At 62.9% G+C, this 16,429-nt stretch carries 15 protein-coding genes; 9 read left to right on the forward strand and 6 right to left on the reverse strand.

Features of this window, described 5'->3' with window-relative positions; translation table 11 throughout:
* Positions 1 to 9: 9 nt before the first annotated feature.
* Together pyk and F2P47_RS06790 are read right to left on the reverse strand one after the other, a co-directional pair.
* Positions 10 to 1,500, reverse strand: a complete 1,491-nt coding sequence (pyk, locus tag F2P47_RS06785) for a pyruvate kinase (RefSeq protein WP_425500029.1) — start codon at positions 1,498 to 1,500, stop codon at positions 10 to 12.
* Entirely contained in the window at positions 1,460 to 2,728 is a 1,269-nt protein-coding gene (locus tag F2P47_RS06790) for a glycerate kinase type-2 family protein (protein ID WP_246176781.1), read from the reverse strand. The genes pyk and F2P47_RS06790 overlap by 41 nt, the downstream gene beginning before the upstream one ends.
* An 82-nt stretch (positions 2,729 to 2,810) precedes the next feature.
* Between F2P47_RS06790 and F2P47_RS06795 the strand changes: the two genes are divergently transcribed.
* The 3 genes from F2P47_RS06795 (at position 2,811) to F2P47_RS06805 (ending at position 4,333) form a co-directional block, all read left to right on the forward strand.
* Positions 2,811 to 3,644 carry an N-formylglutamate amidohydrolase gene (locus tag F2P47_RS06795; protein WP_152215571.1) on the forward strand — a complete coding sequence of 278 codons (834 nt, stop codon included), beginning with the start codon at positions 2,811 to 2,813 and terminating at the stop codon, positions 3,642 to 3,644.
* Positions 3,645 to 3,661: 17 nt separating this feature from the next.
* Positions 3,662 to 3,964, forward strand: coding sequence for a DUF1244 domain-containing protein (locus F2P47_RS06800; protein WP_152215573.1), 303 nt, complete (start codon positions 3,662 to 3,664; stop codon positions 3,962 to 3,964).
* A 102-nt stretch (positions 3,965 to 4,066) separates the two neighbouring features.
* Positions 4,067 to 4,333 carry a DUF2312 domain-containing protein gene (locus F2P47_RS06805; protein ID WP_152215575.1) on the forward strand — a complete coding sequence of 89 codons (267 nt, stop codon included), beginning with the start codon at positions 4,067 to 4,069 and terminating at the stop codon, positions 4,331 to 4,333.
* Between the two features lie 243 nt (positions 4,334 to 4,576).
* Here F2P47_RS06805 and F2P47_RS06810 read toward each other — a convergent pair whose 3' ends face one another.
* On the reverse strand, positions 4,577 to 5,668 hold the full coding sequence (locus F2P47_RS06810) for a sensor histidine kinase (protein ID WP_152215578.1): 1,092 nt from the start codon (positions 5,666 to 5,668) through the stop codon (positions 4,577 to 4,579).
* Positions 5,669 to 5,764: 96 nt separating this feature from the next.
* Positions 5,765 to 5,968 carry a NepR family anti-sigma factor gene (locus F2P47_RS06815; protein WP_152215580.1) on the reverse strand — a complete coding sequence of 68 codons (204 nt, stop codon included), beginning with the start codon at positions 5,966 to 5,968 and terminating at the stop codon, positions 5,765 to 5,767.
* Positions 5,969 to 6,164: 196 nt separating this feature from the next.
* On the opposite strand from F2P47_RS06815, the gene F2P47_RS06820 reads away from it, so the two are divergent.
* From F2P47_RS06820 to F2P47_RS06830, 3 genes are all read left to right on the forward strand, one after another.
* On the forward strand, positions 6,165 to 6,953 hold the full coding sequence (locus F2P47_RS06820) for a response regulator (RefSeq protein WP_152215582.1): 789 nt from the start codon (positions 6,165 to 6,167) through the stop codon (positions 6,951 to 6,953).
* A gap of 295 nt (positions 6,954 to 7,248) precedes the next feature.
* Entirely contained in the window at positions 7,249 to 7,857 is a 609-nt protein-coding gene (locus tag F2P47_RS06825; RefSeq protein ID WP_152215584.1) for a sigma-70 family RNA polymerase sigma factor, read from the forward strand.
* Positions 7,858 to 7,983: 126 nt separating this feature from the next.
* Positions 7,984 to 8,508, forward strand: a complete 525-nt coding sequence (locus F2P47_RS06830) for a hypothetical protein (RefSeq protein ID WP_152215585.1) — start codon at positions 7,984 to 7,986, stop codon at positions 8,506 to 8,508.
* Here the strand turns inward: F2P47_RS06830 and F2P47_RS06835 are convergent.
* Together F2P47_RS06835 and F2P47_RS06840 are read right to left on the reverse strand one after the other, a co-directional pair.
* A complete protein-coding gene (locus tag F2P47_RS06835) occupies positions 8,480 to 10,135 on the reverse strand; it encodes a glycoside hydrolase family 17 protein (RefSeq protein ID WP_152215586.1) in 1,656 nt (551 codons plus the stop codon). The two genes, F2P47_RS06830 and F2P47_RS06835, sit on opposite strands and share 29 nt — an antisense overlap.
* A 174-nt stretch (positions 10,136 to 10,309) precedes the next feature.
* A complete protein-coding gene (locus F2P47_RS06840; protein WP_152215587.1) occupies positions 10,310 to 11,830 on the reverse strand; it encodes a sigma-54-dependent transcriptional regulator in 1,521 nt (506 codons plus the stop codon).
* A 360-nt stretch (positions 11,831 to 12,190) separates the two neighbouring features.
* Between F2P47_RS06840 and F2P47_RS06845 the strand changes: the two genes are divergently transcribed.
* The 3 genes from F2P47_RS06845 to F2P47_RS06855 all read left to right on the forward strand — a co-directional run bounded on the left by F2P47_RS06845 (position 12,191) and on the right by F2P47_RS06855 (position 16,425).
* Positions 12,191 to 13,042 (forward strand): OmpA family protein, encoded by an 852-nt coding sequence (locus tag F2P47_RS06845; protein ID WP_152215588.1) that lies wholly within the window; start codon positions 12,191 to 12,193, stop codon positions 13,040 to 13,042.
* 153 nt (positions 13,043 to 13,195) lie between these two features.
* A complete protein-coding gene (locus tag F2P47_RS06850; RefSeq protein WP_152215589.1) occupies positions 13,196 to 15,067 on the forward strand; it encodes a M3 family oligoendopeptidase in 1,872 nt (623 codons plus the stop codon).
* Complete coding sequence (locus tag F2P47_RS06855; protein WP_152215590.1) at positions 15,064 to 16,425, forward strand: ABC1 kinase family protein; 1,362 nt, start codon at positions 15,064 to 15,066, stop codon at positions 16,423 to 16,425. The genes F2P47_RS06850 and F2P47_RS06855 overlap by 4 nt, the downstream gene beginning before the upstream one ends.
* Positions 16,426 to 16,429: the final 4 nt, after the last annotated feature.

Genomic DNA, 16,429 nt, shown 5'->3' on the forward strand with positions numbered 1-16,429 from the left:
GCCCGGCACTTACTCCGCCGAACCGCCCTTCCGTCCCACATAGGCGACGCGCAGCATGTTCGTCGCGCCCGGCGTTCCGAGCGGCAGGCCTGCGGTGACGATAATGCGCTGGCCGGGCTGTGCATAGCCTTCGCGGAAGGCAATGCGGCAGGCGCGTTCGGCCACATCGTCGAGATCCTTTGCGTCTTCGGTGAGGACGCAATGCAGGCCCCAGACAAGCGCGAGGCGGCGCGCCGTGGCGATGATCGGCGTGAGCACGATGATCGGGAAAAGCGGCCGCTCGCGCGCCGCGCGAAGACCCGTCGAGCCCGAATTGGTCCAGCAGACAATGGCGGCGGCCTTCAGCGTGTCGGCGACTGTGTGGGCAGCCGCGCTGATCGCGTCGGCGCCTGTCGCTTCGGGCTCGTTCTGCTGCGCATAGATGATGCCGGGATAAGTCGGGTCGGATTCAATCGACTCCGCGATCTTGTTCATGGTGCGCACGGCTTCGATCGGATACTGGCCCGCCGCGGATTCTGCCGAGAGCATGATCGCGTCGGCGCCTTCGAAGACGGCGGTGGCGACGTCGGAAACCTCGGCGCGCGTCGGCACGGGTGATGAGATCATGGATTCGAGCATCTGCGTCGCGACGACGACGGGCTTACCCGCGCGGCGCGCGGCCCGCGTGATGCGCTTCTGCCAGCCCGGCACCTGTTCCAAGGGCAGCTCCACGCCGAGATCGCCACGCGCGACCATGATCGCGTCGGAGATGTCGATGATTTCTTCGAGATGGACCAGCGCCTGCGGCTTCTCGATCTTGGCGAGAACGGCGGCACGGCCGCGCGCGATCTTGCGCGCCTCCGCCATGTCTTCAGGGCGCTGGATGAAGGAAAGCGCCACCCAGTCGACGCCGAGATTGAGCGCGGCTTCGAAGTCGGAGAGATCTTTTTCCGTGAGGGCCTTCACCGGCAGCACGGCTTCCGGCACGTTGACGCCCTTGCGGTTGGAAAGACGTCCGCCGACCACGACTTCCGTTTCCGCGAAGTCGGGGCCTGTCTTGATGACACGAAGACGGATCTTGCCGTCATCGAGCAGCAGGCTCTGGCCCGCAGTGACGGCAGCGAAGATTTCCGGATGCGGCAGCGGCGCGCGAAGCTTCGTGCCCGGTGTCTTGTCGAGATCGAGGCGGAACTTGTCGCCCGCCTCCAGCATCACGGCTCCGCCCTCGATCTCGCCGACGCGGAGCTTCGGGCCTTGCAGATCGGCGAGAATGCCGATCGGCCGCTCGACTTCGGTTTCGACCTCGCGGATGAGAGCGTGAACCTTGCGGAGATTTTCGTGGTTGAGGTGGCTCATGTTGAGCCGGAACACATCCGCGCCCGCGTCGAAAAGCGCGCGGATCATTTCTTTGGAGCTCGAAGCGGGCCCGAGGGTTGCGATGATCTTGACGTTGCGCCGACGTATCACTGGATGGCACTCCTCATGCTGGCTCGCCTTCCACAAGAATGGCGCGGAAGTCATTGATATTGGTGTAACTCGGGCCTGTGACGACAAGATCGCCGAGCGCGGCGAAAAATCCACCCGAATTGTGGCATTTGAGCGACGCAGCCGCATCAAGCCTGAGTGAAGCGGCGCGATCGAGTGTCGTGGGCAGGATCAGCGCGCCGGCGGGATCGTCCACCGAGCCACTGCCGCCGTCTATTCCGTCGGTGTCGCCGGCGATGGCCGCGATGCCCGGCGCAGATTGAAGAGCAAGGGCGAGAGCCAACGCATATTCCTGGTTCCGTCCGCCGCGTCCGCCTTCGACGCCTTTCGCGAAGGTTACCGTTGTCTCGCCGCCTGAAAGGATAGCGACGCGACGCCCGGCGGCTTTGGCTTCGAGCGCGAGCCTCGCATGGGCGGCCGCCACCTCGCGCGCCTCGCCTTCCACACGATCGCCGAGGTCGACGACCTCATAGCCTCCCACCGTCGCGATCTTCGCGGCGGCGCGGAGCGCGTAAGCGCCGCTCGCGACAAGTTGATAGGTGCTTCCGGCAAACAGCGCATCGCCCGGCTTGGGGCTTTCAGGCGCAGAGAGCAGCGCCGCGCGGACACGGCCCGCCACTTCGATCCTGTAGCGGTCGAGAATGGTGAGCGCCTCTTCGCGCGTTGTCGGATCGGGCACAGTGGGCCCCGATGCGATCACGCTGGGGTCGTCGCCCGCGACATCGGAGATGGCGAGGCTCACCATGCGGGCCGGGTGGATTGCTGCGGCGAGCCGCCCGCCCTTGATGTGCGACAGATGTTTGCGGACGCAGTTGATCTCGCCGATGGGGGCACCGGAGGCGAGGAGCGCACGAGTGAGCGCCTGCTTGTCAGCTAAGGTGACGCCTGTAATGGGCAAGGTCGCGAGCGCCGAGCCGCCGCCCGACAACAGAACGAGCGCGAGATCGTCGGGGCCGAGCGTTGCTGCCAGCGCGAGCAGCCGCTCGCTGGCTGCGACCCCGGCTGCGCCCGGCACGGGATGGCTCGCCTCAATAACCTCCATGTGAGCGGTCGGCCGCGTGTGCCCATAACGGGTGAGGGCGATGCCCTCAATGTGGGCTCCGGGCGTGGTGAGGGCGTAATGCGCCTCGGCGGCGGCGGCCATGGAGGCGGCGGCCTTGCCGATGGCAAAAATGACGAGACGGCCCTTCGGCGCGGGGGGCAGATGGGGGGCGAGGCAATGTTCGGGCAGCGCCGAGCGCATGGCCTCTGTGAAGAGGTCCATCAGAAATCGGCGCCGGCTCGTATCTTCGCTTGGCATCAGGGAGGTCATTCTCTGCATTTCGTCTCTTGGGTATAGTGCCGGGATGCAGTCTCAGACACGCGGCGGGACATCATCCCAAGGCGACCTCCTTCCTTTCGAGCTTATCAACCCTGAAGGCGATTCGGGGTTTCTCGTCCTGTGCGATCACGCGTCAAATGCGTTGCCACACGGTTATGGCACGCTGGGTCTGGCACCTGCGGAGTTCGAACGGCACATCGCTTATGACATCGGCGCGGCGAACGTGGCGCGGGCGCTTGCCGAGGCGCTTGAGTGTCCGGCGGTGCTGGCGCGGTTTTCGCGCCTCCTCATCGACCTCAATCGCGGGCCCGACGATCCGACGCTTGTGATGAAGCTTTCCGACGGTGCCATCGTGCCGGGAAACCGCGACGTCGATCCGTTCCAGAACCGCGCCGAATATGAGCACCGGCTCGCGCAGTTCTATCGGCCCTATCATTCCGCCATCGAGGCGGTGCTGACGCGGGCCGGCGACGCGGTGCCCGCCATCGTCTCGATCCACAGTTTCACGCCGCATTGGCGGGGAAAGGCGCGGCCCTGGCATGCGGGCATCCTGTGGGACATGGATGACAGGATTCCCGCCGAGCTTTTGCGTTTGATGAGGCTGGAACCGGGCCTCGTCGTCGGCGACAATGAGCCCTATTCGGGCAGGCTCAAGGGTGATTGCCTCTACCGGCATGGAACCGCGAGGGGCTTGCCGCATGTGTTGATCGAAATTCGACAGGACCTCATTGCCGAGGCGGCCGGTCAGCGCGAATGGGCGGCGCGGATAGCGCAATGGCTACGCGAGGCTGAGGCGCTGCCAGGCTTGCGCGAAGTGCGGCGTTACGGCTCGCATGCGGATGCGCCGCGCAACAGATAAGACGAGGAGACGAAATTATGGACAAGACCACGCAGATCGAGCTTGAAGCAGCTGCCTTTCGTCGCCTCGTCGAGCATCTGCGGACCCGGACCGATGTGCAGAACATCGACCTGATGATCCATGGAGGCTTCTGCCGCAATTGCCTCGCCGATTGGCTGCGCGAAGCGGCGGACGCGAAGGGCATCGCGCTATCGAAGGATGATGCACGGACCTCGATTTATGGAATGCCTTTCCCCGAATGGAAGGCAAAATTTCAGGCGGAAGCAACGCCGGAGCAGCTCGCGGCTTTCGAGGCGGCGCAGAAGAAGAGCCACGGTTGAAGCGATATCCACAGCTTTCTCGGGCGGCGAACTTGCCGCGATGCCGTGTCGCCGGTACTGTTAATTCTTCACCATCGCAGAACTGAACTGGAGCGACGCATCATGGCGGACGGCAATACCCCTGTGAATTCGGGCGGCGTCGCGCATGACCAGCTGCGCACGATCATCGAGCGCATCGAGCGCCTTGAGGAAGAAAAGGCGGCGACATCCGCCGACATCAAGGAAGTTTACGCCGAAGCCAAGGCCAATGGGTTCGATACCAAGACGCTGCGCCAGGTGGTCCGCATTCGCAAACAGGACAAGGCCGAGCGGCAGGAGCAGGAAGCGATCCTTGAGGTCTATCTGCACGCGCTGGGCATGATCGAATAAGACGAACGGCACGGTTGCGCCGGGGGACGCAAAAGCCCGCCTCGAAAGAGGCGGGCTTTTGTCTGGAGGCAACTTGCGCTCCGGAAAAGAGTGGACCCCAACCTGGCACGGGGGGGCACGGGGGGACGATAAATGCCGGGCCGGGGTCCGTCGGCGCCCCGCTGCCTACGGCAGGCAAAGGCGCCAATTCCATATGAACAAAAACGCCGCCTTTGAGGCCGGGTTCCATGTTTCTGGAAAAAATTATCGACCCGCTGTGTTCAGATTCGGGACCATCACGGAAATCCCGCTGCGGTCGGGTGCGATGGTCTGGCGCCCGCCGAGTTGACGTACGAGTCCGTCGATCAGGCTGAGGCTGCCGCTGTCCGCGCCCGCCGGCTCCGGGAAGAGTGGGCGGGCGCCTTCAATGGTCAGCACGGCGCCCGCGCCACTTCCGCGAAGCGCGATGCGGATGTCGCTTGCGACGGGCGATCCGTCCCGGTGAAAAACAATCTCTCCAATAATCTCTGTAATGAGGAATGCGAGGGGCACCGCAAGGCTGGCTGAGGCCGTCAGCCTGTCCGCGGTGACGGAGAGCAAGGCGGGGGTCCCCGAATTACGCAGGCTTTGCTCGGTCGCGGCGCATAGATCATTCAGCAGCAGGTCGAGTTTGACGGAACTCAGATCGTCGCCCTGATAGATCGCACCATGAACGAGGCCAAGCGCCGTGACGCGGCGTTGTACCTCCGAGAATATGGCGCTCTCTGCCGCCGTTTCCGCTTTGCGGCTTTGAAGGCTCATCAGGCTGTTGACGATCTGGAGGTTGTTGCGCACGCGGTGATGTACTTCGCGCGTCAGCGCTTTTTGTCGGGCGACGGCCTTCATCAGCGCGGCGTCGCGCGCGGCCAGTGCGTCGGCCATGCGGTTGAAGCTCTCGGCCAGCGCACGGATTTCCTCCGGCAGCTCGCCGATATTGCGGATACGCGCCCGTTCATCGTTTTCGGAATAGGCAAGAATACCACGTCTTATCCGCCGCAGAGGCCGCGTGACCAGACGGCCGACGCCCCATCCCGTCGCGACCAGCGCCGCGAGCCACATGACAAGCGCTGTGGCGGCGTTGCTGAACAGCAGAAAGCGCGCCGCTTCGCCGATTGAGGCGGGTGAAAGCGAAGCGTCGCGGTAATAGCGATAGCCGAACCAGGCGTCGACAAGGGCAAGCGCGGCGAGGGGCAGAAGCGTGACGCTGAGCAGGAAAATGAGGCGGGCCCGGAGCGATTTCATCCGGCGCGTGAGCCAGAAACGCTCGTCGCGTTCGCTATTGGCCCTGTCTTTGGTGGCCCTGTCTTTGGGAGCCATGTCCTTGCGCCGAAGCGGGGCGGGCGGCGAAAATTGATCGAAGTTGTTCAGGTCGCCCCGTCCCGGCCCCAGAACAGGCCTGTTTCAATGCAGCGGTCAGATGTCGGGCTCGGACATATGGTCGAGTTTGCGCATCAGTTCGGCCAGTTCGTCCGGCACTTCCTCCTGCACGACATCCTGATAGATGCGGCGCAGGCTTTGGCCCAATGCCTCACGCCTTTGCCGGGCGTCATCCCTGTTCGGCACCAGGCGGGCTTCCAGTTTCGAAGTGCCAATCCATTTCCCTTTGCCTGATGTCATTGTGAGAACTCGACCACCGCTCGACCGCATCTGGATGAAGGCCGCAAACTTGCTGCGGCGCGAATGAAACTCTTTCACCGCTCATAGGTTCCTTAATCTGAACCTCTTGCCCACGGTAAAACAGGGGCGTGGTTTTGTAGGTCGCAGGGGAACCGGCGACCGCATTTATATGGTCGAATTGGGAGTTGGATAACGCATGCCGCTCGCGCGCGAGTTGAGCCCGCACCTGCCCCGCCTCCGGCGCTATGCTCGTGCGTTGACGGGGGATCAGGCGCGTGGCGACGCGCTCATCGGTGCAACGCTTCAGGCGCTTGTGGATAACTCCGCGTCGTTTCCCGGCCATCTCGATCCGGCAACCGGGCTTTACAAGCTCTTTCATGCGGTCTGGTCGAGAACAAATGGCAATGAGGCGGCACGAAGCGGAGGAGCGCCGGGAAGGACCGCGCAGGAGCGCCTCACGCATCTCACGCCGCGAAGCCGTCAGGCCTTGCTTTTGACGGCGATGGAAGGCTTCGCCAACGCTCAGGCGGCTGAGATCATGGACGTCGACGAAGCGGAGGTGGAGTGCCTTCTCGAGGCGGCGCTTGGCGACATAGACCGACAGATTTCCACCAGCGTCCTCATCGTCGAGGATGAGCCGATCATTTCCATGGATCTCGAGGAGATTGTCCGCGAGCTCGGCCATAGCGTTGCCGGAAGCGCGGTCACGCGCGAAGAGGCTGTCGCGGCGGCAAGGCAGCGCCGTCCCGGTCTCGTTCTTGCCGATATTCAGCTTGCGGATGGAAGTTCCGGCGTCGAGGCGGTGAAGGACATTCTCGGCTTCGCGTCGGTGCCGGTCGTCTTCATCACGGCATTTCCGGAGCGCCTGCTGACCGGCGACAGGCCGGAGCCGACCTTCCTCATCACGAAGCCTTTTCAGCGCATGGCCGTGAAGGCGGCGATCAGCCAGGCCTTGTTCCTCAACACGGCTGCGCCTGTTCATTGAAATTCGGTGTTGGTGAACTCCGGCGTGGGGCATGGCGTGCATTGCTTTGTTTACAGCAAAGTAAACTCTCCAAATATTATCTGTTCCCATGTGAAACACTTGCAAAATGAGAGATTTGCAATAGTAAACGACCATGGACCTTGGTGATCGAACGTGAAAGACTTGAAGGACTTGAGTAGTCACCCCCGTTTATCCGTACTCGAATGAGCCGGTGAACGCTCGCCGAGGCCCGGTCTGAAGCGGGGCATGTTGCATCGTATCCGTACTCCAAAACCGAAGTTTGAACGGGGAGAGCATGGAGAGAGAGGCACTGCGGCACCACGTGATCCCTCTCGAGGATGGCGAGTTCAAGGTCGAACTCGCCGCCGTGATCCCACAATTGCGCGCTTTTGCGCGCGGCCTTTGCGGCAATCGCGACATGGCCGATGATCTGGTTCAGGAAGCCATGTTGAGGGCCTGGTCGGCGCGCAAGCGCTTCGAGTCCGGCACCAGCATGCAGGCCTGGACGCATACGATCCTGCGCAACATCTTCCGCTCGCAAATGCGCCGTTCCCGCTTTGTCGGCGAATGGGACGATGCGAGGGCTGAGGAAATACTCTCTGCGAATGGCGATCAGGAACATCACATGCATTTGTCTGATCTGCAGCGCGCGCTGCTCGCGCTACCGCCGGCGCAGCGCGAGGCGCTGATCCTTGTCGGCGCGGGCGGCTTTGCCTATGAGGAAGCTGCCGTCATTTGCGGCTGCGCGATCGGGACGGTGAAGAGTCGTGTCGCCCGCGCGCGGACGGCTGTGGAGCGCATGCTCTCGGATGGCCCCCTGACGCCTCGCAATGCGGATGCCAACCTCGACCGGACGCCACACGCGACGATCATGCGGGAAGTCGACCATCTGTCGGCCGGCTGAGGACGGACCTGCTCCTGAAGCCCCTTCGATCCAGCGATGACTTCATCCCGGGGCAGCGACCTGCTATAGGCTTGGGTAGCGCAAGCCCTTGCGCCTGGCAGGAGATCACCCCCTTTGGAAGGTCCGATGGAAGTCCGATCGAGTGTTGCCGAGCCCGCATGGACGCGCGGCCGTTTGTTGTCGTGGATCTATGGCGGGGCAGGGATTTTTGCTGTCGCGCTGCTGTTGCGCTATGCGCTGATCGAGCCACATTCGATCGGTCTCGCCTGCGGCGAGGTATCGGCTCCATGGTGGTGCACGGCACGGCAGGGGATTGTCTGGCTTCACATCGCCTATGTATGGGGTGGGCTTGGGCTTGCGGGTGGGCTTGCGGCCATGACACGCGCGTGGAGCAAGCCGGTCCGGCTCGGGCTTCTGGCTTTCGCCCTCGCCGTGGTAGCCATCTACAATATCTGGCCCAATGTCGGTATCCACGCGCTTTGGATATGGGCCTGCATGGCCTGCATAGCGGCGCTGCTCGTGTTCCTCGCCAATGAGCGCTGGACGATCGTTTTCGCGCTCACGTTGAGCATTTTCGCCGTCGTCCTCTACAATTCGGACTATGGCGCCGTCGGCCTCGCGCTCACGCTTCTTCGGTTGCCGCGCGTTTGAAGACGGTGGTGCGGAGCGACGCGCGGAGTATGCCGAGCCAGGGCAGCGCGAAGGCGAAATCCAGCGCCGCCCATGTCATCGCCTGAATGTTTTGTAGGCCCTCGTTGAAGATGATGAGGCAGCCTGTGGCGATGAAGAGCGCGGCGAGCAGCGCCTCTTCTCGGCGGTCTTCGGCCTGCTTCTTGTGATCGCCCCGATTGAGTGCGAGCAGCGCCAGGCTGACCGCGGCGAGGGAGAAGGCAGCGAGCGGGAAATCGCGATAGCGCGCGTCGAAGCTCAGCCCCAGCGAAATGACGAGCGCCGTGAAGACCGACAGCAGATGCACAAGACCCAGATAAAGCGGCGTGCCGAGCGCGCCGCGGTTGGGCGCACGCAGCCATGCCAGCGTCTGGGCGATAGGGACGGGAGCAAGGCAGCGCCGCCCGCGGATCGCCTCGGGAAGCACGAAGAGCACGATGCCGAGCGACTGGCCGAGGATCGCAAGCTCGATCAGCCCCTCGAGCACATTTCGCCATGCGAGCCATGAATGTTCGATCTGCAGCAGCAGGAGAGCGCCGGCGACACCCGCGCCGATGCCTGCCGCAAGGCCCGCAAGCGGGTCGAGCTCTGCACCGCCGCGCGCCATGACCAGCAGGATGAGGATAGCGAAGGCAAAGCTCGCGCCTGCTTCAAACCGCCATTCCGGATGGTTGGAGACCGGGCCCGTCCAGGGGAATTTCTGCTGGCGGTCGGTGGTGAAAATGCCCCAATGCCCGCCCGCCGTGCCTTCCAGCGCGCGCTTCCAAGGCTGGTCGTAAGCCTCGATCAGATTGTAGTCGAGGCCGGTCGCCTGCGCATAGGCGGCGAGATCGCGCAGATATTGTGCCTGAGCGATGATTGAGGGAGTAGCTTCGGCGCGCTCGCGCCCGGCGCTGGGAAAACCCGTCTCGCCGATGAAGAGTTCCTTGCCCGGAAACATCGGCCCGACGTCCTCGAGTACGCTCTTCAGGTAATTGACGCCTTCCTGCGCCGAGGTCGGATCGTTTTCCCAATAGGGGAGGATGTGGATGGTGATGAAATCCACCGCCTGCGCCAGCTTCAGCGGCGCCTTCACCCAGAAGTCCGTCACATCGGCATAAGTAACAGGCAGGCCCGTCGCCGTCTTGACCTCGTTCAGATAGGAGATGAGCGCATCGGGCAGTTGCTCGCCCCGCAGCAGCACTTCGTTTCCGACGATGATCGCCTTGATCGTCTTCTTGTGCGCGTTGGCGAGCTTGATTGCAGCGGCAATCTGGGTCTCGTTGACCTTGTCATCGCGCCCGATCCAGATGCCGAGTAGAACCTTGAGTCCGTGTTTTTCCGCGATCGGCACCACCTGATCGAGGCCCTGATCGACGCTATAGGTGCGCACGCAATCGGTGACATTCGCGAGTTGCGCCAGATCCTCGTCGATCCGCTTGGGATCCGCCATATATGTGCGGTCGAAGGGTGTCTCGCTGCCGCGATAGGGCGTATAGCTGACACAGTGAACCTTGCCGGCCGGTGCGTCGACCAGGACGACCGGGGCGCCCAGATATTTCCAGATGAGGAGAACTGCCAGCGCCGCTGCGGCGAGCCCCAGCATGAAAGGGGCGGAGACAAGCTTCATAAAACGAACTCTCGCTGCCGAATGGGCGCCGCCACGGGGGCGGGTACCAGAGTCCAATAGCACCGATCCTCCGCGGGGATCAATGGCCGGCCCCTGACCCGCAGAACGCATGGAAAAACGGCGCCGGATTGCTCCGACGCCGTCTGTTCGGTGCATCTGGAAGTGCCGGCTGCGTCAGCCCTCGCGGACCTCGAGGCCGAGATCGCGGACCTTGCGATAAAGCGTCGAGCGGCCAATGCCCAGACGGCGCGCGACTTCGGTCATGTGACCTTTATATTTCTCGATCGCGAGACGGATCATCTCCGCCTCGACATCTTCGAGCTTGCGCATATTCCCCGCCGCATCCGTGATGGCGATGCCGTCGGAGAAATTGGAGCGCGCGAATTCGGCAAGCGTCAGCCGACCTTCGGGACGGCTCGTTTGTGCGAAAGGCTCCGGCCGTTCGGCGGCGCGGTCGAAGACGGGAGCGTAGTCCGCCACCGGCATCCGCGCGGCTGCGGGCATATGGGCATCGGCCATGCTCGCGATCTGCGGGAAATCCGACGCCTGAAGCATCTCGCCATCGCAGAGCACGATGGCGCGGAAAACGGCATTCTCCACCTGGCGCACATTGCCCGGCCAGTCGAAGGCGCAGAGCATCGAAAGCGCGTCGCGCGAAATGCCCATCACCGGCTTTCCTTCTTCCGCGGCGAGGCGGCGAATGAAATGCGCGACGAGGTCGGGAATGTCTTCCTTGCGTTCGCGTAGCGCGGGCACATGGATCGGAAAGACGTTGAGACGGTAATAGAGGTCTTCGCGGAAGCGGCCTTCCTTCACCATCTGCAGAAGGTCGCGATTGGTCGCCGAGATGAGGCGGATGTCGACCTTGACGGGCTTCTTCGAACCCACGGGATCGACTTCGCCCTGCTGCAGCGCGCGCAAGAGCTTCACCTGCATGTCGAGCGGCAATTCGCCGATTTCGTCGAGGAAGAGCGTGCCGCCGGAGGCTTCCTGGAACTTGCCCGCGTGCTTGTCCGAGGCGCCGGTGAAGGCACCCTTTTCATGGCCGAAGAGAATGCTTTCGACGAGGTTCTCAGGAATCGCGCCGCAGTTCACGGTGACGAAGGGCTTGCCGGCACGGTCGCTCTCGCCCTGAATGGCGCTGGCGATCAGTTCCTTGCCGACGCCGGACTCGCCCTCGATGATGATCGGAATGTTCGATTGCGCGGCCCGCTTGCCGAAGCGGATGACCTGAGCCATCAGGGCGCTGCGCGCGACGATATCCGAGAACTTGAGGCGACCGCTCTGCTTTTTCTGCAGGCGTGAAAGTTCGCCGGTCAGCGCATTGACCTTGAGCGCGTTACGCATCGAGACATGCAGACGTTCCGGGCTTACCGGCTTGATGACGAAGTCGGTCGCGCCTTCGCGCATGACGTTGACGACCGTCTCGATGCCGCCATGCGCCGTCAGCACGATGACGGGCAGGTTGGGTTTCGACGGGTGAACCCGTGACAGCACTTCCATGCCGTCGACACCCGGCATCACGAGATCGAGAATGATCAGCGAGATTTCAGGACCCGAGGGACCGTCGAGATAGGCAAGCGCCGCCTCGCCGCCATCGACGCAGACGGGGCGATAACCATCGCGCTTCACAACCTCTTCAAGGATGCGGCGCTGCGCCGGATCATCGTCCACAATCAGGATGGTCTGGGTCATCTGGGGTCGCCTTGGGTTCTGGGTGCCGCTGACGGCAGCTCTGACGATCCATAATGGGGCGGATTGGTAAAGGTGGCCTTAATCGTCACAAAATGGGGCCATCGGTCACAGTTTTACACATACGTCCACTCATACCGACTGGAGAAAGAGCCGATGACGGATCAAACTCCTGGCCGTATCGGACCCGAAACGGTGTTGCCATCGTGTAACTTTGAAGCCCGAACTTAAGGATCCGTGGCAATACGTATTGATGGTGCCGCGCGTTCCATGCGATTAAATTAACTGATGAGAATTACCGGTGGGGTCCGGGCCGCCCGTTGCTATGTCGGGGGGTTGAGCAAAATAACGACGGAGATTGGGATGAAAATCATATCCCGGCTTATAGCGTTGGGGACCTTCCTGGTGCTGGCTGGTTGCGGCACCTGGACTGCTGAATCGTATCTGCATGAGACGATCAGCGGCGATTCCTTCAACGCCTGCCTGGCGCGCGAATATCAGGAACGTGCAACCTCGGAAGCCTATGTTGACTGCAATTGGGTCGACACGGCGACGATCGTCGAAAAGGGCCGTGCTGCCGCTGCTGGCGAAACGGTTCTGCCCTGGGACCCGGCGACCCGCGGCGTGCTGCCGAGCGATCTGCCTGAACTGCAGGACGCCCGTGCGAAGCTGCTCGCGGCGCTCGACAATGGCGGCCGCACCGATCCGGCGCGTGCCTGCGCATGCGCCAAGGCGCAGCGCTACTATGACGGCTGGGTGGAGCAGGCGAGCGACAACAAGCTCGGCGAGAATGGCTCCTGGCTCGGCGGTGAAGGCGGTCCGGTGCAGCCGGAACGTGTGAAGGCTGAAAAGGCTGCCTTCTACGAAGCTCTGACGAAGTGCGAAGCCGCGAAGATCGTGGGCGGTCCCTGGACCATCTACTTCGGCTTCAACAAGTTCAACCTGACGCAGGAAGCGCAGGCTGTAATCCAGGAAATCGCGAAGTCGTCCGCCAGCACGTTCGCTGTCGTCGGCCACACCGATACCTCGGGTAGCAAGGCCTATAACCAGGCGCTCGGCGAGCGTCGTGCGAAGTCGGTGGCCACGGCCCTGACTGCGAACGGCAAGACGGTTGAGAGTGCGGCCTCTGACGGCGAGACGAACCTCGCGGTTCAGACTGGCGACGGCGTGCGTGAGCCGCTCAACCGCCGTGCGATTGTCTCGGTCGTCAAATAAGTCTGACGTTCCGTTAAGAAATGAAGCCCCGGCCGAAAGGCCGGGGCTTTTGTTTTTGATGGACTCTTTCTGAGGGGCCCTGGTTGATTGGGCGGGGATGGCAGGCGATATAGGTTGGACGCTTCAAAGTCTTCTGCCGGAGTCTTGCAGTCCATGTCCTCCCCCTCGCAGTCCCTGCCCGCCAATCCCTCATGTTCACCAATCGCCAGGAACGCCGCCGGCACCGCCGCTGCCGCCGGGCCGGGTCGATTCGGTGAACTGCCCGTCTGGAACCTGAGCGACCTCTATGCCTCGCCGGAGGCGCCCGAGATTGCGCGAGACCTCGCCCGGGCCGCCGCGACGGCGAAGGACTTCGCCACCCGTTATCGCGGCAAGCTCTTGGGACTTACCGCGGAGCCCAAGGGGGGCGAGGCGCTTGCCGAGGCGATTCGCACCTATGAGGCGCTGGAGGACACGCTGGGCCGGGTCATGTCCTATGCCGGGCTTCTCTATGCGACCGACAACACCAACCCGGCCTATGCCAAATTCTATGGCGATATGCAGGAGCGCGTGACGCAGATCACGACCGACCTCCTGTTCTTCGCGCTGGAACTGAACCGCATCGACGATGCCACGCTGCAGAAGGCGCTGAAGGCGCCGGGCCTTGCGCATTACGAGCCCTGGCTGCGCGATCTCCGCGCCATGAGGCCCTATCAGCTTTCCGACGAGTTGGAGACGCTGTTGCATGAAAAGAGCGTCACCGGCCGCGCTGCCTGGAACCGCCTCTTCGACGAGACGCTGGCCCGCCTGACCTTCGACGTCGACGGGGAGACGCTGACCTCCGAGGGCGCGCTGCATCGCCTTGCCGAGCGCGATCCGGCGCGGCGCAAGTCGGCGGCCGAGGCGCTGACAAAAACCTTCTCGGCGAACACCGCGACATTTGCTCTGGTGACGAACACGCTCGCCAAGGACAAGGAGATCGAGGATCGCTGGCGCGGCTTTAAGGACATCGCGGATTCACGCCACCTTGCCAATCGCGTGGAGCCCGAGGTCGTGGCCGCGCTGGTCGATTCCGTACAGCGCGCCTATCCGGCGCTCTCGCATCGCTACTACGCGCTGAAGGCGAGGTGGCTTGGTCTCGACAAGCTTGAATATTGGGATCGTAACGCTCCGCTCCCGGAGGCGGATGACGCCACCATCCCATGGGACCGTGCCAGGGAGACGGTGCTGTCGGCCTATCGCGGCTTCACGCCGCAAATGGCCGAGATCGCGCAGCGTTTTTTCGAGAAGGGCTGGATCGACGCGCCGCTCCGCCCCGGCAAGTCGCCCGGCGCCTTCGCTCATCCGACAGTGCCGAGCTCGCATCCCTTCGTGCTGGTGAACTATCAGGGCAAGACCCGCGATGTGATGACGCTGGCACACGAGCTTGGGCATGGCGTCCATCAGGTGCTTGCCGCGCGGCAGGGCGCGTTGATGGCGGACACGCCGCTGACGCTCGCCGAGACCGCGAGCGTGTTCGGCGAAATGCTGACCTTCAAGAAGCTGCTTGCCGATACGACCGACCCGACGCGCCGCAAGGCGATGATCGCGGGCAAGGTTGAGGACATGATCAACACGGTCGTCCGCCAGACTGCCTTCTACATTTTCGAACGGCGCGTGCACACGGCGCGGCGCGAGGGTGAACTCACGGCGGAAGCCATCGGCAAGATCTGGCTCGATGTGCAGAGCGAAAGCCTTGGGCCGGCCTTCAACTTCGCGCCGGGCTATGAGACCTATTGGTGCTACATCTCGCACTTCATCCACGCGCCGTTCTACGTCTACGCCTATGCTTTCGGCGATTGTCTCGTGAACTCGCTTTATGCCGTTTACGAGCAGGCCTCCGAAGGCTTTGCCGAGCGCTATCTCGATATGCTGTCGGCGGGCGGGACGCTCCGCCACAAGGAGTTGCTAGCGCCTTTCGGTCTCGATGCCAGCAACCCCAAGTTCTGGGACAAGGGGCTTTCGGTCATCAGTGGGCTGATTGATGAACTGGAGCGGAGTGAGTGACGAAGAAGCCCGACGACGAGGCTAACCTTCTGCGACGGCGCGTGAAGCGCTATGCGCAGGTCGGTGCAGGCGTTGGCGGGCTTGCGGCGAAGTTCGCCGGCCAGCGTATGCTCGGCCTCGCATCTGACAATAATCGCACAGCGCGCGAATTGAAGGTTGCGCTGGGCGGTCTCAAGGGGCCGATCATGAAGGTCGCGCAGATGCTCGCGACCATTCCCGATATCGTGCCGCCGGAATTTGCCGCCGAACTTTCGGAGCTGCAATCTTCCGCACCGCCCATGGGCTGGCCCTTCGTGAAGCGCCGAATGCGCGCCGAACTTGGGCCTGATTGGGAGAGCCGGTTCAAGAGCTTCGAGCATGAGGCTGCGGCCGCCGCCTCTCTCGGACAAGTGCATCGCGCCCTGGGCCTCGACGGCACCGGGCTTGCGGTGAAGCTTCAATATCCGGACATGCAATCCGCGGTCGATGCCGACCTCACGCAGCTCGGCGTGATCTTCTCTATCTATCGCCGCATCGATTCCGCCATCGACACGCGCGAGATCTATGCAGAAATCCGCGAGCGCCTGCGCGAGGAGCTCGACTATGCGCGAGAGGCCGCGCATATGCGCCTCTACGCCGCGATCTTCGCGAAGGACAAGCGCATCGCCGTGCCGGAGGTGATCGAGGATCTGTCGACCGCGCGTCTTCTTACCATGAGCTGGCTTCAGGGCGCGCCGCTGCTTTCCTTCCGCGAGCACAAGCTCGAAGAGCGCAACAACATAGCCGAGGCGATGTTTGCCGCCTGGTGGTATCCGTTCAGCCATTACGGCGTGATTCACGGCGATCCGCATCTTGGCAACTACACGGTGCGGCAAGACCTCGGGATCAACCTGCTCGATTATGGCTGCATCCGTGTTTTCCCCGCCGCTTTCGTCGAAGGCGTGGTCGAGCTTTATCGCGCGCTGGAAGCGGATGATCGCGACCGCGCGGCCGCCGCTTATGAGCGCTGGGGCTTCGGCAATCTCTCGAATGAATTGATCGACGTGCTCAACGTCTGGGCGCGCTTCATCTACGCACCCATGCTGGACGACCGCGTGCGCTCCATCGCGGATGGGATCAGCGCCGCCGAATATGGCCGCAAGGAAGCTTTCCGCGTCCATCAGGCATTGCGCAAGCTTGGCCCGGTGACGCCACCGCGCGAATTCGTCTTCATGGATCGCGCCGCCATCGGCCTTGGCGGCGTTTTCCTGCATCTCGGCGCGGAGCTGAACTTCCACCGGCTCTTCAACGAGACCATCGACAAGTTCGATCCGGCGGTTCTTGATAAGCACCAGCGCACCGCATTAAAGAAGGCTCGCGTTCCGGCGCCGCAACAATGAATCC

Origin of the sequence: Parvibaculum sedimenti, from assembly GCF_009184905.1 — a bacterium.
GTDB lineage: Bacteria > Pseudomonadota > Alphaproteobacteria > Parvibaculales > Parvibaculaceae > Parvibaculum > Parvibaculum sedimenti.